Here is a 23,296-nt window from a genome sequence, read left to right as displayed (position 1 = left end):
ACTTAAAGCCTTGACAGACTTGACAAATGGTAGAAAAGAGCCTTAAAAACTTTTTATCAACAGTAGCAAATGATTGAAGAGCCTCTTTTGCCCACTTAAAAAAGCAACGAATTTTCGTTGCTTTTACTTTTCATCAATGACGATGCGTACTTTTTTGTACTCGGTTGGGACAGAGTAAACAATCGTCCTTATAGCGGAGATAGTACGCCCCTTACGACCGATTACACGTCCAACATCACTTGGATCAAGATCAAGATGATACTCTAAAAACTCAGGTGTATCTTCAATCTTGATAGTTAAGGCATCTGGCTGTGAAATCAAAGGTTTCACTATCGCAATAATGAGATTTTCAATCGTGTCCATATATCAACCTGCACTTCTATTATTTAGAGTATTTTGAATCGTGGAATTTCTTCAATACGCCTTCTTTTGAAAGGATGTTACGTACTGTATCTGAAGGTTGAGCTCCATCAGCCAACCATGCAAGAACGCGATCTTCTTTCAAAGTCACTTGGTTTTCTTCAACAAGTGGGTTGTAAGTTCCAACTGTTTCGATGAAACGACCGTCACGTGGTGAACGTGAATCTGCAACGTTGATACGGTAGAAAGGTTTTTTCTTAGAACCCATACGAGTCAAACGGATTTTTACTGCCATTTTTAAAATGTCTCTTTTCTTTATTTTTTCTTTCGGTGAAATAGCTAAGCTATTTAGCACATGTTCTATTATAGCAGATTAAAAACAGCTGTCAAGTTTTTTTCTTGACAGAGTTGAAATTTTTTCAAAGCAGCAATTTTTTTACTTCCTCATAGGAGGACACGGTATAAGTCGGATGAACACTACTATTGTTCATCAGCTTTTTGGGATTATACCAGATAGAATCAAGACCTGCATTATTGGCGCCAGCAATATCTGCTGTCAAGGAGTCTCCAATCATCAAAGTCTGATACAGGTCAAAATCTGGTATCTGCTTTGCTATTTTTTCATAAAATAAAGCTTCAGGCTTCTGAGTTCCCATTTTTTCAGAGATGAAAATGTGATTAAAATAAGGAGAAATGTCGGAATTGGCCATGCGGCCGGTCTGAATAGCAGTGATGCCATTGGTCGCTCCGTAAATCTCATAGTCAGCTGCTGTCAGACTGTCCAAAAGCTCGCTAGCACCAGCGTAAGTTTGTCCTTGCTGAGCAATATGCTGCTGATAAAGGAGGGCCAACTCGGCGCCATCCTTCTCAATGCCAAAATGAGCAAAAAGACGAGAAAAGCGAGTGTTGACCAGCTCCAGCTTGGTAATTTTACCCTGCTCCAGTTCCCGCCAAAGCCCCTTGTTCATGGGAATATAATAGTCTTTGTAGCTCTGAATCTCCGTCACGCCCTGCTCCTCCAAAAAATGCGTCAGCGCGATGTCTTCTGCCGTATCAAAATCCAGCAATGTATGGTCAAGGTCGAAAAGTAGAAATTTGTATGACAAAATCGAAATCCTTTCTGTAACTGTAGTAGCTTCATTATACCACAATGCATAAAAAACCAGCCGCTCAAAAACGAACGGCTGGTTTCTAATCTATTTCACCACCGGTATCCAGAGTTCCATTTGATAGTCTGGCGAGGACATGTCTCCCTCGGTGTAAACTTCAAAGTCTGGTGCTCCTGAGTGGCGATAGCCAGTTTCTGGGAAAAAGACTTCCAAAACATATTTCCAAGCATGGTGGATACTGGCTGGTATAGCGCCTTTGACTGGTACGATAGCATATTCAGCTTCTGCGATTTCCTTGATTGACAGACCTAGTTCTTCTGCTTTCGCTTTATCCGTCACATCATAAGCAGCCATATAATTAATGATTTCACCTTCTTTAACATCAGAGCAGAGGCCAAAGGATTGGCCACTGCTCAGACTTTCTAGGCTTTCAAAGCTGTGATTTGCATAGAGCTGCTCCCATGCAGACGGGCACTGGCTATTGTCAATAGCTTCCAATAGGACGCCTGCCACGGTAAAAGCAGGTTTCTTTTGAATCTTGATATCCATGTTCTTTCCTCCTGTAATCTTTAAGGATAATTGAAGTCTAGGAAAGACCCGATAAGGTTTTCCATTTCGAACTTCTGAGGGGGTCGCACCATGGAATTTCTTGAAGGCTGCGCTGAAAGCATCCGCAGACTCATAGCCGTATTTCAGTGCTATATCAATGACTTTCTCAGAGCTTTCCCGCAAGTCTGTCACAGCTTCTGACAGCCTGCGATTGCGTAGATATTCTGCTAAAGTCATATCTGCTAGAATAGAAAAGAGCCTGCTAAAGAGAGCATAAGAATAGCCTGACAGCTGCTGGAATTGCTGCAAATCCACTTCTGCGTCTAGCTTACTTTCCAGATATTCCATGGTTCGATTGAATTGATGCATCATAATCTTTTCTGCTTACCTCCTAACTATAGTCTAGCAGTTCTAAGATACTTTCGCCCTAGAATTTTTGTACAAGATTTAAAGGAGGATTTTTACAACCTATCCCGTAGCTTCTCCACAAAGAGATAAGCCGCTGGGCAAGTCAAGGTATTTTTGATTGTCAGATGATTAATCTGATGAATTTTTTTGCGGTCCGTATGTGGAAATTCACGGCAGGCCTTGGGACGAACATCATAGATAGAGCAGAGATTGTCCTCGCATAAAAAAGGACAAGGCATGGCCTTGAAAACCTTGTCGCCGTCTTCGTCCACCTGCAGAAACTCCTCTTCAAAAGCTGGCAGCTTCATCTTGAAATACTTGGCTATGCGGACAATATCGGCTTCCTTAAAGTCTGGTCCTAAAGTCTTGCAGCAGTTGGCACAAGCTAGGCAGTCAATTTCTTCAAAAACCTCATCATGGATTTGCTGGGCAATCTTATCTAGGTTTTTCGGTGGCTTCTTCTTCAAGCCAGCTAAAAATTTTCGATGGTCCTTCTGCTTCTGCAGAGCTAACTGATGGTACTTTTCAAGGTCGATTTCTTGAGGCATGGTCTCTCATTCTCTCTATTCATAGGCATTTGCCACTTAGCATTATACCATAAAATAAAAAAACGGCAGCTTTTAATAAAAACTGCTGTTTCATTTTTAGATATTCGATTTTCCTGACTCTTCTAGCTTTTCATCCCAAGTGTATTCAATATAATAAACGAATTTACCGAGAGTATCCGAATCCCCTTCAAAGGAGATGAGATAGATCTTATCCTTTTGTTTGAAAATCCAGCTAGTGAGGTATTGACCAGATTTCATATTGACATTTACTTGATAAGCATCATTGCCTGAAACAGTCGTTTTTGCTCCCCAAAATTTCTCCGCCTCTTTATTCTCACTCCAGTTATAATATATGCGATTTGCGATTGTCTCAGCCGTGAAATCCTCACCTTCTCCAATATTAGCTTTTTCCTTCGTATAGGCATTCATGCTGACAATGTTGTAGCCGGAACCATCTGTATACTGGATACTGTCTCCACCACCTAAATCAGTAAACTTAACCCAGTTCTTTGGAATGCTGATGTAGCCATAGTCATCTGAACCGACACGTTTGGTTTCTGCAGTGACCAAACTATCATCCGCACTAGAGCTTGAGCTGCTATCACCTCTTAAAGAGAAAGTCTCACTCGTTGAAGACGACTTGACTCTCCCCGTTTTCCTAGGAAATAATACACAGGAACTCAATGTCAAGCCTATTAAGCCCATCATAAGCAATAAAATCCATTTCTTTTTCATAGAAAAACTCCTTTCCACAAGAGTAAATTGTACCAATAACTATATTTTACCATATTTATCCATTTGCAAAAAACATTTACTGTCTAATCTGATAACTAAAAACAAGGAGCGTCATTGTGGTGTAATCTATACGAAGTTAAAAACAATATCTCCATTTGATTGCTACACTTCCGATTTTAGCCCCTCTGGACCTGACTAAAGATTTGATTTTTGTCAGAACTACCAACTCTGGCTTGATTCTGGTATTTTTGTTACAAACTGTTTTAGAACATTCTCAAGTTGATAGACTGCTTCTTTTTAAGATTTTTTAAAAAGAAAGTTTCACTTTTAACTCACACATCCCAGAGGCACTATACAACGTAATATAACCATCTCCGACAGCCTCGAAACGAAAAGTTTTGAACAAATTCAAGCGATTTTTCTAGTACATCTTTCTTTTGTAAGGGATTGATTGTGTGAGAAAAACCCTTCTTTCAACTTTTCTGTTCATCATAGTAGTTTCATTCCATCTTGTTCTAGCTCATTTTTACACGATATATAAAAGAGGCTGGGACAAAAGTCCGACCTCAAATATAAAAAGCGAACAAAACTAGTTTTCTGGTAATCAGAATTCTGCTTTGTTCGCTTTTTGCATTTAATTATAGATTTGAAGGGCTTAATAATTAAGATTTTTAAAAATTGAAATCTTTTTGTCCCAGACTCCTAAACTGTCATTTAATTTGTCTCTTGAATCATGTTACTAACATCCACTCAAGTTTTCTTTGCTCTTATAATTCTTGGATTGGGCGATTAAAGTCCACCGGACTTTACTTCTTTGCTGTTAAGAGATGCTAAACGAAAAACAATTTCAGAACAAGCGATCCTTACGGCGAATAGTGAACATAAATCCACTCTCTCGCTCACTTATTTCCTGGCTCGGGTGAATAACATCCACTGAATGTTATTCATCATCCATACTCAAGACACTGAGGAAGGCTTCTTGCGGAACTTCAACAGATCCGATAGCTTTCATCCGTTTTTTACCGGCTTTTTGTTTTTCTAGGAGTTTCCGCTTCCGAGAAACGTCACCACCATAACACTTGGCCAAGACATTTTTACGCAGAGCCTTGATGTCTGTCCGAGCCACAATCTTATGACCAATAGCTGCCTGAATGGGCACTTCAAACTGCTGACGCGGGATGATTTTCTTGAGCTTGTCTACAATCAGCTTACCACGCTCATAGGCAAATTCCTTGTGCACGATAAAGCTGAGAGCATCAACCTTGTCGCCATTGAGGAGAATATCCATCTTAACCAGCTTGGACGAGCGATACTCAGAGATTTCATAGTCAAAGCTAGCATAGCCACGAGTAGAGGACTTGAGCTTGTCAAAGAAGTCAAAGACGATTTCAGCAAGTGGGATTTGATAGATGACATTGACTCGATTATCATCAATATAGTCCATGGTCACAAAGTCACCACGCTTGCGCTGAGCCAGCTCCATAACCGCTCCGACAAATTCCTGAGGTACCATAATCTGCGCCTTGACATAGGGCTCTTCAATGGAATCAATCTTGGTCGGGTCCGGAAACTCGCTCGGATTGGACACATCAAGGGACGCACCATCGGTCATATTGACCTTATAAATAACGGACGGCGCCGTCATAATCAGATCAATATTAAACTCGCGCTCCAAGCGCTCCTGAATAACGTCCATGTGCAGCAAGCCTAAGAAACCACAACGGAAACCAAATCCTAATGCCTGTGATGTTTCTGGCTCAAACTGCAGACTAGCATCGTTTAGCTGAAGTTTTTCTAGAGCCTCACGCAGGTCATTGTATTTATTAGACTCGATAGGATAAAGACCAGCAAATACCATCGGATTCATCTGCTTATAACCGTCTAGTGGCTCAGAAGCGGGATTGTCCGCCAAGGTAACTGTGTCTCCGACCCGAGTATCCTGTACTGTCTTGATAGAGGCTGCGATATAGCCAACGTCTCCTGTCGCAAGGAAATCACGACCAATAGCCTTGGGCGTAAAGATGCCGACCTCAGTTACATCAAATGTCTTGCCATTACTCATGAGCTGAATAGTATCGCCTGGCTTAACCACACCGTCCATAACCCGCACTTGTAGGATTACCCCACGGTAAGCGTCATAAACCGAGTCAAAAATCAAGGCCTTGAGCGGTGCTGCTACATTTCCAGTCGGTGCTGGAACTTTTTCCACAATCTGCTCTAAAATTTCCTCAATTCCGATACCGGCCTTGGCAGAAGCTAATACGGCCTCGCTAGCGTCCAGCCCAATCACATCTTCAATCTCTGTCCGCACCCGCTCTGGATCCGCAGCTGGCAAGTCAATCTTATTGATGACTGGCAGGATTTCTAAGTCATTGTCCAGTGCTAGATAGACATTTGCCAAGGTCTGAGCTTCAATTCCCTGAGCTGCATCCACGACCAGAATGGCACCTTCACAGGCTGCCAATGACCGCGATACCTCATAGGTAAAGTCCACGTGTCCCGGTGTGTCAATCAAGTGGAAAATATAAGTTTCCCCGTCCTTGGCAGTATAATTGAGCTCGATGGCATTGAGCTTAATGGTGATGCCACGCTCCCGCTCTAAGTCCATGCTGTCCAAAAGTTGGGCCTGCATCTCCCGGCTGGAAACCGTCTCAGTCGCCTCCAAAATCCGGTCGGCTAAGGTTGATTTCCCGTGGTCGATATGGGCAATGATGGAGAAATTGCGAATCTTCTCCTGACGTTTTTTCAAATCTTCTAAATTCATTTCTCTCTTCCTTTTAGGGTATTCTATTTATTATACCATAAGGAAGCGGACTTTTACCACTGTTGGAAACTTTTCCAATCCATCCATATCCTTTCCTCATCAGGTCAAAATATGCTATAATATTCACAAATACCTTTGGAGAAAACTGATGATTAAATTACTCGCTCTTGATATGGACGGCACTTTGCTAGACAATCAAAAGGAAATCCCTCAAGCTCACATTGCAGCCATCCACCAGGCAATCAAGGCTGGTGTCAAGCTGGTCCTCTGTACCGGTCGTCCTCTTGTCGGTGTCAAACCTTACTATGAAAAACTAAGCCTTACCCAAGAAAATGAATACGTTATCGTAGATAACGGCTGCGCTATTCACCAGACAGAAGACTGGAAGCTGGTCAACTGGCGCCAATTAAGCAAAGAAGATATCATCTTCCTAGATCAGATTTCCAAACAAACACCAGCACAATATACCCTTTTTGACGAGGAACGTTATCTGGTCGTCGATGAAGAGCCAAATAACCTTGTCACCTATGATGCCAGTTTGGTCTTCACTACCCCTACTCAGATCAGTCTTGAGGAAGCTCTGCATCCCGATACAATCATGTTTCAAGCTATGTTTTTAGCACAACCAGAAGAATTGGATTCCTTTGAAGACCAATTTGGAGACGTTTTGAGTCAACGATTCAGTGCTGTCCGATCGCAACCTGTTATTTTTGAAACGATGCCTAAAGGGACAACAAAGGCAACTGCTTTAAAAGAATTAACTGAAAAACTCGGTTTTTTGCCAGAAGAAGTCATGGCTATCGGTGATGCCAACAATGATATCGAAATGCTCGAATTCGCAGGTCTCGGAGTTGCTATGGGCAATTCTAGCAACTATGTTAAAAAACTAGCCAATTATGTGACAGATACCAATGATGCGAACGGTGTCGCCGCAGCTATTGAAAAGTTTATTTTGAATCAATGAGATATAAAAGATGGTGGGACAGAAGTAATTTTTTAAAATTTTACTTCATCCTCTTGCCTCTAGACTGAGATTAAAAGGATCTTTCAGACATTATTTTGTTATCACTTAGTTTATCTTTTATTACCTTATTAGATTAAACAGTCTGGGAAACTGTTGATCAGAACAAAGCGAGGCTGAAACAAAAGTGTCTCAGCCTTTTTTGTTGCAATCTAAAAAGTATCGAGATTAGAAAATCTCTATTCCCTTCTTTTTTCACATTTTCCAGTATACTTGCAGGTGGCTGGTAAGATGGGAGTCCCTAGCTCCTGTCAAAAAGCTGCTGATACGGTGCAGTAAACAGATCTTAACACAATGATCCTAATCCAACCAGAGTGCTCCGCTACATCTCCTCCATAATTAGAAAATGATAAACATAAAGCCGATAAGGATTATGTCCAAAAACATAATTGGCCATCGCAACGGCTTTCCTCCATGTAAAGTTACATATTCTTAGTGCTGGCACAAAGACTACTGGCAAAGCAGTTCCCTGATCAAATCTTGGTGCCAAAGTATCGCGAATTTCCCTTCTGAAATCATGTTATAAAGTCAGCAACGAAAATGCATAATCAGCTTTTAGGCAGTTTTCCTGCTTTCTCCAGCATTTTCTTGACAAAGTATGGCATTTTAACATTTTCGCGGCCTTTTTTCTCAATCAATTTCTTGACAAAATCTGGCATTTTCAGCTCTGCACCTTCTGCCAGAATCTGACTGCTCTCCTCCGACGGCTGCAATTCATCAAATGTTTCTTCTTCTGGAAAACATTCTTTGAAAGGTTCATGCTTATGGCGGTGGATACTTTGAATCAGAGCGTCAATTAGACGGTCATCTGCATTGGGCATAGGCGGTCTATGATAGGCAACACCCAGATCTTCGCAAAGTTCCTTGCACTCCACGTCATTGTCAAAAAGGACCTCTATATGCTCACTGATAAAGCTAATCGGTACAAAAATATAATGCTGCGGATGTGTTTCTTGCTGACGCATGTAGTCCAGCACGTCAGGTTTGATCCAAGGGAGTCCAATGTCACTCTCACTTTGCCAAACATTGAGATAATCCTCCTCTGTCAAACCCAACCTGTCAGCAATCAAGCGGACATTGTCATAGATCTGATCAATGTAAGGATCTCCAAAATCTAAAGCCAGAATAGGCACACTGTGGGCTGAAAAGAAAATCTTGAAGGTCTCCTCTCCAACCTCTTCTGTAAGAATCTTTCTCAGTTCCTCTGCCCAATAATCAAGAATAGCTTCTTCTTGATACCATTCCTTAATGATATTAAAGCGGATGGAGTCACTCTGGATAAACTTCTCATAACCCATAACAGAATAGTAAGAAAAATGCGGCTCTAGGATCAAACAGATACAATCCTCAATACCATCCTCTTCCATCCGCTCAATCACATCTGGGATAAAAGGACGTGAGAATTTATTGGCAAAATAAACCGCATACTCACCAGATAAACGCTGACGGACCTTTTCCACCTCTTCTAGACTGATACGCTGCAGAGGCGTTCCGCCAATGAGGACATAGTTATCATAGAGGGTCTGAATCTCATGGTCTTGCGGCCTGACACCGCGGCGAATATTGGTAAAAAATTCAGCCACTCCCTCAAAGCTAATCTCCTCTGGCGAGCCAAAAGTCATCATTAGAACTGCTTTCTTCATCATCTTTCCTCTTCAATCACCTTGTGAAAACCAAACTAGCCTTTCAATGGTTTACTTGTAATTTCTTTCATTTTAACATCTTAAAAAAGACTTGAATAGCCTAAAATCCCATTCTCTACGAAGAAAATACAAATTTAATAATTCAGACATTTTAACAATTGAAAAACAAAAATAAAACAGAACGGACTGCTGCTCTCCAAAACTGAAAAATAGTTTGCGACTTCATCTTTTAAAGTCTTCCCTGTGAAATTCATATTTTTTAACGCTTATATAAAATGGTTTTTAAGACGTTAGTTAGAAGCGACAGCAGTAAAAAATATTTCTCACCTTTCCCCAATTATGCTAAAATAGATTTGAATAAATGAAAGAGGAGTTTTTATGAAATACCCTAATCTTTTAAACCGTTTTCTGACTTATGTTAAAGTCAATACACGCTCAGACGAGACCTCCACTACTACTCCCAGCACCCAGAGTCAAGTGGACTTTGCGACTAATATCCTCATCCCTGAGATGAAGCGGGTCGGCTTGGAAAATGTCTACTACTTACCTAACGGCTACGCCATCGGTACTCTTCCTGCAAATGACCCAAGTTTCACGCGCAAAATCGGTCTTATTTCTCACATGGATACTGCAGATTTCAACGCAGAAAACATCCAGCCACAGGTCATTGAGAATTATGACGGCGGTGTGATTCCGCTTGGGCAATCTGGCTTTAACCTAGATCCTGCAGACTTCGCCAGTCTCCATAAATACAAGGGTCAAACCTTAATTACGACTGACGGAACAACCCTTTTGGGAGCAGATGACAAGTCTGGTATTGCTGAAATCATGACGGCTATCGAATACTTGTCCGCCCATCCAGAAATCAAGCATGGAGAAATCCGAGTTGGCTTTGGTCCAGATGAAGAAATCGGGATCGGGGCTGATAAGTTTGATGCTGAAGACTTCAATGTAGACTTTGCCTACACAGTGGACGGCGGACCGCTAGGGGAACTTCAGTACGAAACCTTTAGCGCTGCTGGAGCAGAACTAACCTTCCAAGGCCGCAATGTCCATCCAGGAACTGCCAAAGACCAAATGGTCAACGCTCTCCAGCTGGCGATTGACTTCCACAACCAACTGCCAGAAACCGACCGACCAGAGAAGACCGAGGGCTACCAAGGCTTCTACCACCTGATGAACCTGACCGGTACAGTCGAAGAAGCTCAGGCTAGCTACATTGTCCGCGACTTTGAGACAGAGGCTTTTGAAAATCGCAAAGCTGCTATGCAGGCCATTGCTGATAAGATGAACCAAGAGCTGGGCAGCGAGCGTGTTATTTTGACCCTTAAAGACCAGTATTACAATATGAAGCAGGTCATTGAAAAGGACATGACACCGATCCATATCGCCAAAGCAGTCATGGAAAGTCTGGACATCCAGCCGATTATCGAGCCGATTCGTGGCGGAACTGATGGCTCTAAAATTTCCTTTATGGGCATTCCGACACCTAACCTCTTTGCTGGTGGTGAAAACATGCACGGTCGCTTCGAATATGTCAGCCTAGAAACCATGGAACGCGCTGTCGATACCATTATCGGCATTGTTTCCTATCAAGAAAAATAAACTTTAATGAATATAAAAAGCGAACACAGCTAATCTCCCACAAAATTAGCATGTTCGCTTTTTCATTCTATTTTCCTAATTCTGATCCAATTTCCAGAGTAAAATTTATCCTTGTTGGACCTACTCCAGCACATTCTGGAACACAGAAGTTTTCCTGAGAGACAGCATTGATTAAACCGCCTACCTCTTATTGTCCTGCTACTTCATTTGTTGAAGGATCTTGAACAGAAGACTGATTCGACTTTTCTTGCACAGTATTGGCCCCTTGTTCTTTTGATTCTGGAGCAGTGCTATCAGAGACTGCTTGATTGGGACTGATGCTTGCTGAAGCTTGAGTCTCACTTGACACCTTAGCAGAGGCAGCTTCCATAGATGTTTCAGCAGATTTCCCTGCTTCGGAATCTTTCTCTTCAGATTTACCCGCGTCAGAGACCAGATTTTCAACTTTACCCTGATGTTGAAGGCCTTCGATAAAAATCTGAACTTCTGTAAGCAATTCCTCTTTATTGACCTTGCTATCCGCAAGCTTATCAAATAGAGCATCTAACTTAGTAAACAATTCATCCGAGGCATTTTGCTCCTCAAGCAACTTATGGGCAGCCATGAGGAGGACATAGATTTTCTTATAGAGCTCTTGGTCTTTCGGACTGCTTTCTGCTTGCTGAGCTTTGATGGTCTCAACCATCTTAGCCAAGAGAATCTTGCCATCTGCTAAAATAGCTTCTCTATCCTTGCTGGCTGCTTGTAAATCTGCCTGAAGTGCCATTAATCGATTCTTATAATCTTCCTGACTAGCAGAATCTTTGATTCTTTCTAAAAGCGTTTGCCCTTGCTGGAAGAGAGCTTGGAAAGTTTCATCTGGAATCTCTACTTTTGGCTGCGGTGCAAATTCACCGTACAATTCTTTCAAGAAGCCATAGATAGCTGTTTTGTAGTTTTGATCATCAGTCTTTTCTGTATCTAGAATTGTTTTACTTTTTGCTGGAGCCGTCTCACCACTAGCAAGAGCCTTATCAACTTCTAGCTTCGTCTGATAGAGATCCAAGAATAAAGCTTTCAAATCAACCGCTTCGATAAAGGCTTGTGACTTGTAGAGTTTCATAGCTAAGTCTGCAACTTTTTTACGAAGCTCTGGCTGCAATCGTGCATCATCTACGGCTAGATAGAAGGCCTTTAGATATTCGACAGAAGTCACCCCTGTCCTGTCTTGATAATCTTGAAGACTGGTCAGCAGTTGATCGATTTCATTTATCTTAACTTCATTTTTCTCCACCTTAGCTAGCTGCAATTCACTGAGCAAGGAAGTCTTATTGACATTGTAGCTGTCTGTTTCCAGACGTTTGATTTTATCGACCAGTTCCTGATATTTCTTATCTACTTCCGTCAACTTCTCAGTTTGAGCGCTCTTATCTACGTGAATATAGTGCTTATCAAACTGATCCAAACTAGCCAAATAGCCAGCTGTCGAATTGCTTGGCAATTGCTTCATGGTTTCTACAAAGTTTCCTAAAGCAAGCTCAATTCGGCGCTGCATCAACAGATCGTCAGCATAAATAGTTCGACTCGCTGTAAGCAGAGCTTCCACTTTCTCAAGAACGGGCTTTTCACTATAGGTTCCGGCCTGATAGGCTGATTGTAAGGCTGGCAGTTTATTCTTTAGACCTAAGTCAACACCTTTAGACTGTACACGAATGTAATGATTGTGGTCCCCGTGGGGAATAACAAACTGACCATTTTCTACTTGAATGCTGTAAGGTGACAAACCTGAACGCAGAGCCGTTGTATAGAGCTCATTTAAAAAGTCCAGCTCAGGATTCCCTGTCTCTAAAGGAATACGGACATGCTCTTTTCTGACAGCATAAGGGTGGATATGGGTCGGGTCATAAGCTTGATCTGGATTATTAAAGACGAAGAAGCCTTTGGAAATCTTAATCGCTTCGCGCGGAACTCCATAAGTCTTGGAGATATAAGCCATCTTTTCCTCATCACTGGCATCGCGAGAATAGCGATCATATTCTGCGCTGACTGGACTGGACTGGCTTGAATGTTTTTGCTTAGCCAAGTTAGCTTCTGCTGCTTCAATTTGATCTGCCGTCAAATCCTTTTTAAAGAAGTAATGAGCATGGCCTCCATGTTGGACAACATAACCTTCCTCATCTTTTGAGATGACAGCTTCCGCATGAAAACCATGGTCGTGCTCAGGCTGAGACGGTAGCTGAGGCTTCAAAGCTTGCAGAGGATCTCCCAGCGGCTGATAGGTATAACCAATGGGAATCAAGCGGGCAATCCGTCCTTCCAAGTCTGACAGTTTGTCATAAGGAATGAAATGATGGTGATCTCCGTGTGGAATAACAACCCCCTTGTCCGTCCGACGGCTTATTTTCAGCGGGTCAAATACTAGGCCATCCCCTTCACGATAGCGCTGAGACAAGGGCAGGGCATAGAGTTGCTGCAGCAGACTCGGTAAGGAGGGCTGAGACGGTTTGGACTGACTAGGCTGAAGAGGCACTAGCCCAGGATTTGGCTGCTCAATCTTTGAAAGGTTTGACAGTTGTGGACTCGGATTTGACACAGGTCCATCCTGACTGCTAGCACTATTCTGGTTCCAATTATTAGAAGAAGCGTAGTTAGGCGGATTCACCCGTCCGCCGGCCTGCCTACTATTCCAGTAGCTCTGAGCCGCCGCTAATTCTGCTGGCGACAAGTCTCTCTTAGGAATGTAGTGAAAATGCCCGCCATGCGGCACGATAAAAGCATCGCCAGTATCCTCGATGATGTCAGACGGACTGAAAGTATAACCATCATCCGTCTTATAATACCCTTGGCCTTGATAGCTAACTCCTGCAAGGTCTGTTGCTGTCTTTCCCGCAGCTAGGTACTTGCTAGGCTGGCTGAAATCTCGAGTCCTGCTCGCTTTTGTACTGGAGGATTTGCCACTATCGCCTTCTTCCTTGGTCTTATGCAGCTTTTTCTGTTGGGCAATCTCCTCCACCGAGCGGACATTGCTGGTATGCTTGGCATCCTTGAGGTAGAGATAATACTTTCCCTCCACCTTAATGATATAGCCATCCTTGACCTCATTGATAATATCTGCTTCCTGCAGCGTGTAGTTAGGATCTCGGATAATCAACTCTTCGCTGATAATGGCATCAAAAGGCACCTTTCCATCAAAGTAATGGTAATGGTCTCCATGGGAAGTGACGTAGCCCTGATCTGTGATTTTCACGACAATCTGCTCCGCTTCAATACCTTCCTCGTCATTGATTTGGTCAGATGTCAATTTTTTATTTTTATCCGTCTTGCCATCCGAAGTCTTGTCCTCAATATAGGCTACTTGGTTATCTTTGGTCTGGGGTCGGGATTGAGCTTGCCATTGGATGAGCCCGTAAGTGCCAAGACCGACAGCCAGTATAGCGACTGAAGCAAGGAAATATTTCTTTTTCATGGTTCTCCTTTATTCTTTCAAATCTTTGGCTAAAACAGCTAGATTTGCTTCTAAATTTTCTAAATAAGACAGTTGATTGGCTGGGGCTGCTTCCAGAGGATTCAGCTCCTTGATTTTTACACCGGTCGCCTTGACCAAAGTCTGGGCAATTTTCGAGGAAGCGTTGCTTTCCACAAAAATGGTCTGCACCTTGTGCTCCTTGACAAAGTCCTCTATCTCTGTCAGCTGGCGTGGACTAGGCTCCTGCTCTGGTGAGATACCAGCAATGCCCAGCTGGGTCAGCCCAAAACGCTTGGCTAGATAAGAAAAGGCTGTATGCTGGGTGACAAAGGTCTTGTTGGTCACTTTATCAAAAATCTTCTGGTAACGCTCGGTCAGCTCCTTGGCCTGTTCTTGAAATTTTCGAGCATTAGCCTGATAAGTATCTCGATGGTCGCTATCCAGCTCCGACAGCTTGTCGGCAATAATCTGGGCCTCCTCCGCAGCCTTCTGAGGATCCAGCCAGGTATGGGGATCATAGAGCGACTTCTCATCCACTCCCTGCCCTGCTTGGACATCTTCCAAGCCTACGACCCGATCCAGCTCCATACCTTGAGAAGCCTCAAGGACCTGAACCTTAGAATGCTGCAAACTTGGATTGAGCTCGCCCGCCCAGGACTCCAAGGTACGCGAGTGATAGACAAAGACATCCGCATCATAGATGGCTGCCACATCATTGGCTGAAGGCTCAAAATCATGAATGCCGCTACTAGACTGAATCATGCGCACATCATTCAGGTCCCCCGATATAGCCTTGACCATAGAATAGATAGGATAAAAACTCGTCACAATCTTCAAGCCTTGGGATGGATTAGCGTTGCCAGACTCCTTCTGAGACTGACAGCCCAATAGACACAGGGCCAGAGCCAGCAGACTGAGCCAAGTTGCAATTCTCTTACTTTGTTTCATAAAAACTCCTTGATTATCATTAACTGGTTAATTAACTGGTTAATATCATACACTTTGTCAATATTTTTGTCAAGTTATTTTGAAAAATATCAAAGAAAAGAGGAAAAAGGGTAGTAAAAAGGAGAAGACCAAACTGACCCTCTCCAGATTTTAGCTTTTCTCTAATCGCTACAGCTGACAATGAAGCGCAACACCCCATAGATTCTTACTTCCCTTGCTCTTATATTTTCAGATTCGAGCTAAATAGGATACCCTCATTTCAGAACAGCCATTACCTGCGTCTTGTAATACAGTTGTATGAGGAACTACTTTTATCGGATCTGCTCAAAATGCAGATGGACAGCGATATGGTCTCCGTAGCCGCTACGCTCCAAATCACGCTGCAAGCGGTACGAAATGTAATGCTCAGCAATGGTAATGTAGCCCGCTCCCAAAAGACGATTCTCTACCATGGACTGAATCATGCTAATAGTCGCGCGCTCTACCTTGGCTTCTTCCAAATCTAAAACAACTTTTTTAGTCACCAAAGCCAGATTTTGACGGAGATCGTCCGTCAGAACATACACAGTCTGTGCTGCCTTCAAAACAGCTTGATAAATCTTATCTGGGTCAAATTCAACAACTTCACCGCTACGCTTAATAACTTGCATAAATGCTCCTTTTTATTTTTAAATATTTCTGAAATAGTGTAAATCCCTGGCCTGACTACTATCAATCCAATTTTTAGTAGCATTTTCAAAGCCAAAGCCTTCTTTTTCGTAGAAAGAAATACCGAGAGTATTTCCTTCGGTCACTGTGACAGCTTGTTCCACAGCTTGATGTTCCGATTTTTGATAATCCGTTAAGGTACGGACCAAGGCATGACCAACTCCCAATCGTTGAGCTCGAGGCAAAACATAGAGAACATAGATATTAGCTCTACCGTCCTCCCCCATACCGCCTCCAATGCATCCGAGAGCTTGACCATCTACTTCTGCCAGCCAGTAGCCATTCCATTCAGGAGAGAGCTCGGTCAAGTCCTTTACTAAGCGCTCTTGACTGTAAAATATTTCAAAAACTCGCCGGATGTACTGGGAGGAGTAGATTTCTTGATAAGTGCTCAGCCAAGTTTCGGTACAAATGTCCTGAATAATCTGCCAGTCCTCTTCGCTAGCTTTACGTATAAGCAGCACCATCACCTCCAGAGCTCAAAGCTAATGATCACCTTTTCATTATACAATCTTTTTCATTATTTTTCAAAAGAAACTCCCTATCTGCATAATAACCAAATGATGAAAAACAATCACAGCAACATTAGCTCTTATAAACAAGTTTAATTCCCCCATTTTACTGATTCAGCACAAAAACTGGAAGAACTCCCCAGTTCACAACCATTTTCCCATATGCAGATTATCCTCATTGCCGACCTCTATTCACTAAAAGCCATTAATATTATGCTATTTTTAATGAAAAAGAAAAATCCAGCGAATATCGAAATTTCACTGGTTTTTTAAGAACTTAGATTTTGCAGAATCAATCTAGCTCAAAACGCTCACTCTTTTGTTTATTTGGCAGAAAGAGTGAAAGAATAATACCTGCTATGGCTGGGAGCAACCAAGGAAGAGAGGCTCCGGCAAGAGGCAGAGAATTTATCATATTCTCTAGCCCCTTTATTTTAAACTGGGGCGCCAAAACGCTGGCCGCAGCAATCAAAGCAACTATGGCAATCGTAAACTGCATCCCAGGTTTCGAAAGTGGCAAAATTTTATTAACAATCACAATCATAACAATGGTAATCGTAATTGGATAAAGAATCATCAGGACTGGGAGTGAATACTGGATAATGGCATTGAGCCCAAGATTGGCTATAGCAAAGCCTATCAAAGTAAAGACAGTCGCATACACTTTATAAGATAATTTAGGAAAAGTATTATGGAAAAACTCACCAGTTGAGACAATGAGACCAGCTGTCGTTGTAAAGCAAGTCACCGTTACCATGACCGCTAGGAAAATCTGAGCCGCTAGACCAAAAATTGCCTGAGTTGCTGAGGAAAGAACAGAAGCTCCAATATTCGCCCCTTGAGGCAGTTGAGCTGTATCAAGCGGGAAATGATTCCCCAAAAATCCGAGCCCAATATACAGGATGCTAAAGCCCATGGCTACAAGGATACCAACCACCCAGATTGTTGAAACATATTCTTTTCTATTTTTAAATCCGAGCTGGTTTAGGGTCGCTACAGCAACCACACTAAAAGCAACTGAGGCCAGAGCATCTAGAGTGTTGTAGCCTTGAAGGAAACCTGCGCCAAAAGCAGATCCAGCATACTCAGCAGTAGCGGGCTGGGGAGCAGCCACTCCATATCTGAACGCCCCAAGAACAACCAAAACGACAATCAAAATCGCGAAAATTGGAGTCAGATAGCGGCCGATACTGTCCAAAATCTTTGATGGATTAAAAGCGATGATATACGCCAACACAAAATAAATTGTGGTGAAGATAAAAAGCCAAATCGTATGAGAATCTGCCGGCAGCATTGGCTCAATTCCGACAGAGAAAGCTGTTGTAGCGGTCCGTGGAATGGCGAAGAAAGGACCAATCGAAAGGTAGAGAACCACAAGATAAGCAATTGCAAACCAAGGAGCAATTTTTTGTGAAATTTCATCCATATAACCTTTAGGATTCGAAGCTCCGACAACCAAAGTCAAGATGGCAATCCCAACTCCAGACAAAACAAACCCTGCAATCGCTGCCCAAAATTGAGGACCCGATTCCAACCCAAGCTGAGGGGGGAAAATTAGATTTCCAGCTCCAAAAAACATTCCAAATAAAAGCAAGCCTGTTAAAGCACCCTTTTTAATCATTAGAAACTCCTCTCCCACTTTAAAATGCTTTTCCATTATAACTATAAACTCACTTTTCTGCAAGATATTTGGATAAGTTATACTGAATAAAAGGGATTTATAATACAAAATATGTTTTAATACGAACTTCATGAAATTAATTTTGATTTAAGTTGAATATTTAGAGAGCATTTTTTGATAATCGCATCTTTTTCAAGGATATAGCATTTCGCTTTTAAATTTCAAAAACTTTTTGTTCGTTTTATATCGAATCGTTTTCTTTGTTCAAAATGTTTTTATGATGTACTAGGAACATAATTTTACGCTGGAGACTTTCTGTTGCTACACTTATTTGCTTGTGTTCAAGAAATTACCTACCTTTTCATCCTCTACTGCAACTGGTCTACATATTCCTTGAACTCTTACTCCTGCTTTCGTTCAGCTCAGGAGTCAATCCCTTATTTTTACAAATTTAAAATATATAGCTAATCATCAATTTTTTTATCTGACAATTGCTCTTGGCACCACACGACGTGGAACTGTCCTATCGTAAAACCAGATAGATATGAGTTTTCTTAAACATTCCCCACCCAAATCTCAGTCAAATTCTTCACTATTTTTCGTCATTTTTAAAAGGAAACTCAGCTGAGTTTCCTTTTATATATATCTAGGCTTCTTTCTTATCCGAAAATTGGCTCATATACAAGTCATGATAGAATCCCTTGTCGGCCAGCAACGACTCGTGATTGCCCTGCTCAATGATTTGTCCATCCTTGAGCACCAAAATCTTATCTGCTTCTTGGATAGTAGATAAGCGGTGAGCAATGACAAAGCTCGTCCGCCCCTGCATAAGAGTTTTCATGGCTTTTTGAATCAAGAGCTCCAAACGAGTATCAACCGAGGAAGTCGCCTCATCCAAAATCAGAATCTTAGGATCCGCCAAGAGAGCCCGTGCAATCGTCAGGAGCTGCTTTTGCCCTAGCGAAATATTGCTAGATTCCTGATTCATTTCCATATTATAGCCACCTGGCAAGGTACGAATAAAGTGATCTACATTAGCTGATTTGGCTGCTTCCACAATCTCCTCATCGGTAGCATCAAGGTTACCAAAGCGAAGATTTTCCTTGATAGTTCCTTCATAAAGCCAAGCGTCCTGCAGAACCATACCAAATTGCTTACGATAGTCTTGACGGGATAGCTGACGAATATCGTGGCCGTCTACGCTGATAGAGCCCTTAGTCACATCGTAGAAACGCATGAGCAGGTTGATCAGGGTCGTCTTACCCGCCCCAGTCGGTCCGACAATAGCCACCATTTCACCCGGCTGGACTTCCAGATTAAAGTTGCGAATCAGCGGCTTGTCTGCCACATATTGGAAGTCTACATTTTTGAAGCTGACTTGACCAGTCAAGTCCTTATCTAGCTGGACGGTATTGTCCATAACTTCATCTGGCTCATCCAAAATCTGGAAAATCCGATCCAGCGAAGACTTGGCACTCTGGAGCTGACCTGCCAGCTGGGTAAGGTTTTGGATAGGCTGATTGACCTGCCAAACGTACTGGACAAAGGCCTGCATATTCCCGATAGTCAGCTGACCAGCAATAACCTGTAAACCGCCTACCAGAGCCACGATGAGATAGGTTAAATCCGAAATCGCATTAAGAACGGGCATCATGAGCCCAGAGATAAAGCTGGCTTTAAAACCTACTTCCTGCAAATTTTGAGTAATAGCTCGAAAATCCTCAGCCGAAGTCTCTTCCCGACCATAAAGTTTGAGGACATTGAAGCCTGTCAGATTTTCCTGAACAAAGCCATTCATGGCTCCCAAAGCATCCGCCTGCTTCTTAAAGTAAGGCTGGGATTTTTTGAGGATAATTCTTGCTCCCATATAGGTCAGAGGAATGCTGACGATAACGATCAAGGCCAGCTGGAGATTCAGATACAAAACCATCCCGATGACTAAAATCAGCGTCATAACGGCATTGACCACTTGCAAAAAGCTTTGTTGGAGAGCATTTGAGACAGTCTCCACGTCACTAGTGAAGCGCCCAATCAAATCACCAAACTGGTGCTTGTCAAAGTAAGAGACAGGAATTTGATTGATCTTATGACTGAGCTCATTGCGCATGTCGCGGACAGTACTCTGCACAGCATTGGTCATGAAATAGTTAGAAAAGTAAGAACCAATCTCATAAAAGAGGGCACGAATAAAGTAGAGCAGCATGATCCAAGCCACATAGCTGCTATTGATAGCTGCACCGGGTACTCCCTTGGCCATATCCAGCAGATTTTGCGTCAGCTCTGTGATAGCAAGCCCTAGGACAAATGGCTCTAAGACACTCATGACCACGCTGACAATCTTGAGGAAGACTGCAAGAAGCACGGCGGCTTTATAGACTTTTAGATAGCCCCATAAGCGGACAAAACTATTTTCTTTCATCTCTTCCTCCTATTCTTCTGTTAGTGATTGGCTATTGAGCTGGGAATTGGCGATTTCGCGATAGATGGCATTATTTTCCATCAGTTCTTCATGCCGGCCTCGACCCACGATTTCACCCTTGTCTAGGACGATAATCTGATCCGCATCCATAATGGTTCCGACCCGCTGAGCCACGATGAGAACCGTTGCATCCTGAGTCACTTCCTTGAGGCGGCGGCGCAAAGTCGCATCCGTCTTGTAGTCCAGAGCCGAGAAAGAATCGTCAAAGATATAAATATCTGGCTCCTTGACAACCGCACGCGCAATGGACAGGCGTTGCTTTTGGCCACCGGATAGATTGCTGCCGCCTTCGGCCAAGTGCGTCTCGTAGCGCTCTTCTCTACTCTCGATAAAGTCGCGAGCCTGAGCCACATCTGCTGCTTGATTGAGCTCCTCAGAGCTAGCATCTTCCTTACCATAGCGGATATTTTCAGCGATCGTCCCGGTAAATAGCAGAGCTTTCTGCGGGATAAAGCCAATCTTCTGACGGAGAGCTTTTAGATTATAAGCGCGGACATCCACTCCATCCACCAAAATCTTGCCCAAGGTCACATCATAGAAACGCGGAATCAGCTGAACCAAGGAAGACTTACCAGAGCCTGTAGAGCCGATAAAGGCGATCGTTTCCCCCGGCTTGGCCTTGAAAGAAATATTATGCAGGACTGGATTTTCTGTCTCACCTGGATAGGCAAAGGTCACATTGTCAAATTCCAGATAGCCACGCGTCGCAGTTTCCTTGATCCCATTCTCATTTGGATCGATGGAAATCGGCATATCCATGACTTCCTTCAGCCGCTCGCTAGAGACCGCTGTCCGTGGATACATGGTAAAGAGACTGGACAGGAGAAGGAAGGACAGAAGGGCATGGAAACTGTACTCGATAAAGGCAACCAAATCTCCGATTTTCAACTCGCCGCTGCCTAGAGGCTTGAGGGCAAACCAGACAATGGCCACAATCATGGCAATGATAATCTGCACAAAGAGAGGCTCCGTCAAACCTGTCAATTTAAAGAGACGGTTGGAATTCTCCGCATAGATTTCATTTTCATTAGCGAAGCGCTCTTCCTGAAATTCTTCACGGGCAAAGGCTCGAATGACCCGCAGACCAGTCAGATTTTCCCGAGCATACTGGTTGATCTTGTCCAGCGTCTTCTGCTGCTTTTCAGACAAGGGACGCGTCTTGACCGCCACATACCAGACTACGATTGCCAAAAAAGGCACTGAGATCGCCACAATCCAAGCCATGGACGGGCTGGTCAGGAAAATCATGAGGATAGACGACAGCATCATGATAGGCGTGATAGCCCCCATCTTGAGCGTTTGCTCAGCAAACTGCATAAGGACAAAGGCATCACTGGTAATCCGCGTCACCAGCGAAGAAACGCCAATCTGCTCGTACTCATGATGGGAATACTCCTGCAACTTATCATAGAGATCATTCCGCATATCCCGCACCATGCTGGTCGTTAATTTCCCAGCAGCATAGGAAAGGACGATCCGCCCCAAAATCCCAAGGATAATAACCAGCAGCATGATAAAACCCCAGAAATACAGGCGTTCCTGATCGCCCTGGTTAATCCCTTCGTCAATCATACGCGCCAAAACCGTTGGCAGCCCTAGATTGACCACTACAAAAAAAATGGCTGCCACAAAATCCAGCACCAACCACTTGGGGTAGCGTGTCAAATAAGACCAAATGTAAAGCATAATCCCTCCATTTTCTATAACAATAAAAAAGCACTGAAGAGTACTTTTCTTGATTATCCATGTAGGGGGCAACAGCTCCGCTACAATCTCTAACTGCTACTAGTATAGCAAATCATGACAGAAATTTCAAATATTCCTACCAAACAAAAGGCGAACAAATTCTCATGCTTCCCAGCCGAAAAGAATATGCTCGCTTTTTTGATGCCCTCGGAGACAAACAAAGACACACAAGTAATTCCTTATAGGTAAGGTATAACACTGATTTACTACTATCCCTAGAAGGTAAAACTCCACAACTCTTCGTCTCAATTCCTTATAGGTAAGGTATAACGATTGATGAAATCGTATATAGCGAACGCTTCATTCCGTTAAGTCTCAATTCCTTATAGGTAAGGTATAACGCTCGTTCGAAACATTTACGCTATATCCGATAACCGACCTCACGTCTCAATTCCTTATAGGTAAGGTATAACTAATGAACAAGAAGCTCAAACAGTTCCAGTAGCTAGCAAAGCTGAGTCTCAATTCCTTATAGGTAAGGTATAACCATAATCCCTGTATGATTCATATGCCGCATTATATGCGTATTTTCATATGTCTCAATTCCTTATAGGTAAGGTATTACTTTTTTCATCTGGCATAGAAAAATCTATTATTGATCAGATGAATGTCTCAATTCCTTATAGGTAAGGTATAACGTAAAATTATGTCATTAAAAGAACGATTGACTGCAGAAAAGTCTCAATTCCTTATAGGTAAGGTATAACAAGAATGTCGAAAAAAAGTTCTTGGCAAAATAACGGCAATATCAGCGTCTCAATTCCTTATAGGTAAGGTATAACGAGATTCATTGTTTGGAGGACCAGCTCTGGAGGCTCAATGAAGAGTGTCTCAATTCCTTATAGGTAAGGTATAACAACAGCATTTTCGCTGTTTCTAGATTGATTGTATCAAAAAATAGGGCTTTTTTCAAGATTTCAATGAAAAAAGTCGGTCGATCTTTTTTGTCCTAGCGCTTATAAACCGCTTGGTTGGCAGCTTTTGAAAAAGAGACAAAAAATCGAAAAGATCGACCGACTTTTTGAAAGATAAAATCAGAAAAATCGAGAGTGGGACAGAAATCGGTAATTCGTTAGAATTCGATTTCGTCGTCCC

The 23,296-nt window shown here is 42.7% G+C and carries 17 protein-coding genes and 1 CRISPR repeat array; of the genes, 2 read left to right on the top strand and 15 right to left on the bottom strand.

Annotated elements, in window-relative coordinates; genetic code table 11:
• Positions 1 to 123: 123 nt before the first annotated feature.
• The 7 genes from kphA to lepA form a co-directional block, all read right to left on the bottom strand.
• Positions 124 to 363: an RNA-binding protein KphA gene (gene kphA, locus SSIN_RS07455; protein ID WP_005590445.1), complete on the bottom strand. Its 240-nt coding sequence runs from the start codon at positions 361 to 363 to the stop codon at positions 124 to 126.
• Between the two features lie 19 nt (positions 364 to 382).
• On the bottom strand, positions 383 to 655 hold the full coding sequence (gene rpsP / locus SSIN_RS07450) for a 30S ribosomal protein S16 (RefSeq protein WP_037617508.1): 273 nt from the start codon (positions 653 to 655) through the stop codon (positions 383 to 385).
• 124 nt (positions 656 to 779) lie between these two features.
• Positions 780 to 1,466 carry a pyrimidine 5'-nucleotidase PynA gene (gene pynA, locus SSIN_RS07445; RefSeq protein WP_037617506.1) on the bottom strand — a complete coding sequence of 229 codons (687 nt, stop codon included), beginning with the start codon at positions 1,464 to 1,466 and terminating at the stop codon, positions 780 to 782.
• A 90-nt stretch (positions 1,467 to 1,556) separates the two neighbouring features.
• Positions 1,557 to 2,390 (bottom strand): AraC family transcriptional regulator, encoded by an 834-nt coding sequence (locus SSIN_RS07440; RefSeq protein ID WP_037617504.1) that lies wholly within the window; start codon positions 2,388 to 2,390, stop codon positions 1,557 to 1,559.
• An 89-nt stretch (positions 2,391 to 2,479) separates the two neighbouring features.
• Complete coding sequence (locus SSIN_RS07435) at positions 2,480 to 2,974, bottom strand: YkgJ family cysteine cluster protein (RefSeq protein ID WP_037617503.1); 495 nt, start codon at positions 2,972 to 2,974, stop codon at positions 2,480 to 2,482.
• 96 nt (positions 2,975 to 3,070) lie between these two features.
• Complete coding sequence (locus SSIN_RS07430) at positions 3,071 to 3,709, bottom strand: hypothetical protein (RefSeq protein WP_037617501.1); 639 nt, start codon at positions 3,707 to 3,709, stop codon at positions 3,071 to 3,073.
• 940 nt (positions 3,710 to 4,649) lie between these two features.
• Entirely contained in the window at positions 4,650 to 6,473 is a 1,824-nt protein-coding gene (lepA, locus tag SSIN_RS07425) for a translation elongation factor 4 (protein ID WP_037617496.1), read from the bottom strand.
• 148 nt (positions 6,474 to 6,621) lie between these two features.
• Here lepA and SSIN_RS07420 point away from each other — a divergent pair, with 148 nt between their 5' ends.
• Complete coding sequence (locus SSIN_RS07420) at positions 6,622 to 7,437, top strand: Cof-type HAD-IIB family hydrolase (protein ID WP_037617493.1); 816 nt, start codon at positions 6,622 to 6,624, stop codon at positions 7,435 to 7,437.
• A 605-nt stretch (positions 7,438 to 8,042) separates the two neighbouring features.
• Here the strand turns inward: SSIN_RS07420 and hemH are convergent.
• Complete coding sequence (gene hemH, locus SSIN_RS07415; RefSeq protein ID WP_037617491.1) at positions 8,043 to 9,137, bottom strand: ferrochelatase; 1,095 nt, start codon at positions 9,135 to 9,137, stop codon at positions 8,043 to 8,045.
• Positions 9,138 to 9,515: 378 nt separating this feature from the next.
• Here hemH and pepT point away from each other — a divergent pair, with 378 nt between their 5' ends.
• Positions 9,516 to 10,742 carry a peptidase T gene (pepT, locus tag SSIN_RS07410; protein WP_037617489.1) on the top strand — a complete coding sequence of 409 codons (1,227 nt, stop codon included), beginning with the start codon at positions 9,516 to 9,518 and terminating at the stop codon, positions 10,740 to 10,742.
• Positions 10,743 to 10,929: 187 nt separating this feature from the next.
• On the opposite strand, the gene SSIN_RS07405 is transcribed toward pepT, so the two are convergent.
• The 7 genes from SSIN_RS07405 to SSIN_RS07375 all read right to left on the bottom strand — a co-directional run bounded on the left by SSIN_RS07405 (position 10,930) and on the right by SSIN_RS07375 (position 22,141).
• Entirely contained in the window at positions 10,930 to 14,187 is a 3,258-nt protein-coding gene (locus SSIN_RS07405; protein WP_037617487.1) for a pneumococcal-type histidine triad protein, read from the bottom strand.
• A gap of 9 nt (positions 14,188 to 14,196) precedes the next feature.
• Positions 14,197 to 15,135, bottom strand: a complete 939-nt coding sequence (locus SSIN_RS07400) for a metal ABC transporter solute-binding protein, Zn/Mn family (RefSeq protein WP_037617485.1) — start codon at positions 15,133 to 15,135, stop codon at positions 14,197 to 14,199.
• A 311-nt stretch (positions 15,136 to 15,446) separates the two neighbouring features.
• Positions 15,447 to 15,785, bottom strand: a complete 339-nt coding sequence (locus SSIN_RS07395) for an ATP cone domain-containing protein (protein WP_037617483.1) — start codon at positions 15,783 to 15,785, stop codon at positions 15,447 to 15,449.
• Between the two features lie 18 nt (positions 15,786 to 15,803).
• Positions 15,804 to 16,310, bottom strand: a complete 507-nt coding sequence (locus SSIN_RS07390; protein ID WP_244880083.1) for a GNAT family N-acetyltransferase — start codon at positions 16,308 to 16,310, stop codon at positions 15,804 to 15,806.
• A gap of 337 nt (positions 16,311 to 16,647) precedes the next feature.
• Positions 16,648 to 17,976, bottom strand: a complete 1,329-nt coding sequence (brnQ, locus tag SSIN_RS07385; RefSeq protein ID WP_037617481.1) for a branched-chain amino acid transport system II carrier protein — start codon at positions 17,974 to 17,976, stop codon at positions 16,648 to 16,650.
• A 646-nt stretch (positions 17,977 to 18,622) separates the two neighbouring features.
• On the bottom strand, positions 18,623 to 20,395 hold the full coding sequence (locus SSIN_RS07380; protein ID WP_037617479.1) for an ABC transporter ATP-binding protein: 1,773 nt from the start codon (positions 20,393 to 20,395) through the stop codon (positions 18,623 to 18,625).
• A gap of 9 nt (positions 20,396 to 20,404) precedes the next feature.
• Positions 20,405 to 22,141 carry an ABC transporter ATP-binding protein gene (locus tag SSIN_RS07375; RefSeq protein ID WP_037617477.1) on the bottom strand — a complete coding sequence of 579 codons (1,737 nt, stop codon included), beginning with the start codon at positions 22,139 to 22,141 and terminating at the stop codon, positions 20,405 to 20,407.
• Between the two features lie 228 nt (positions 22,142 to 22,369).
• A CRISPR array of direct repeats spans positions 22,370 to 23,058; the repeat unit is 29 nt; unit sequence GTCTCAATTCCTTATAGGTAAGGTATAAC.
• Positions 23,059 to 23,296: the final 238 nt, after the last annotated feature.

Source organism: Streptococcus sinensis (assembly GCF_000767835.1).
Taxonomy (GTDB): domain Bacteria; phylum Bacillota; class Bacilli; order Lactobacillales; family Streptococcaceae; genus Streptococcus; species Streptococcus sinensis.
Note: the sequence above shows the minus strand (reverse complement) of the source record. Positions and strands in the feature narration are given on the sequence as shown.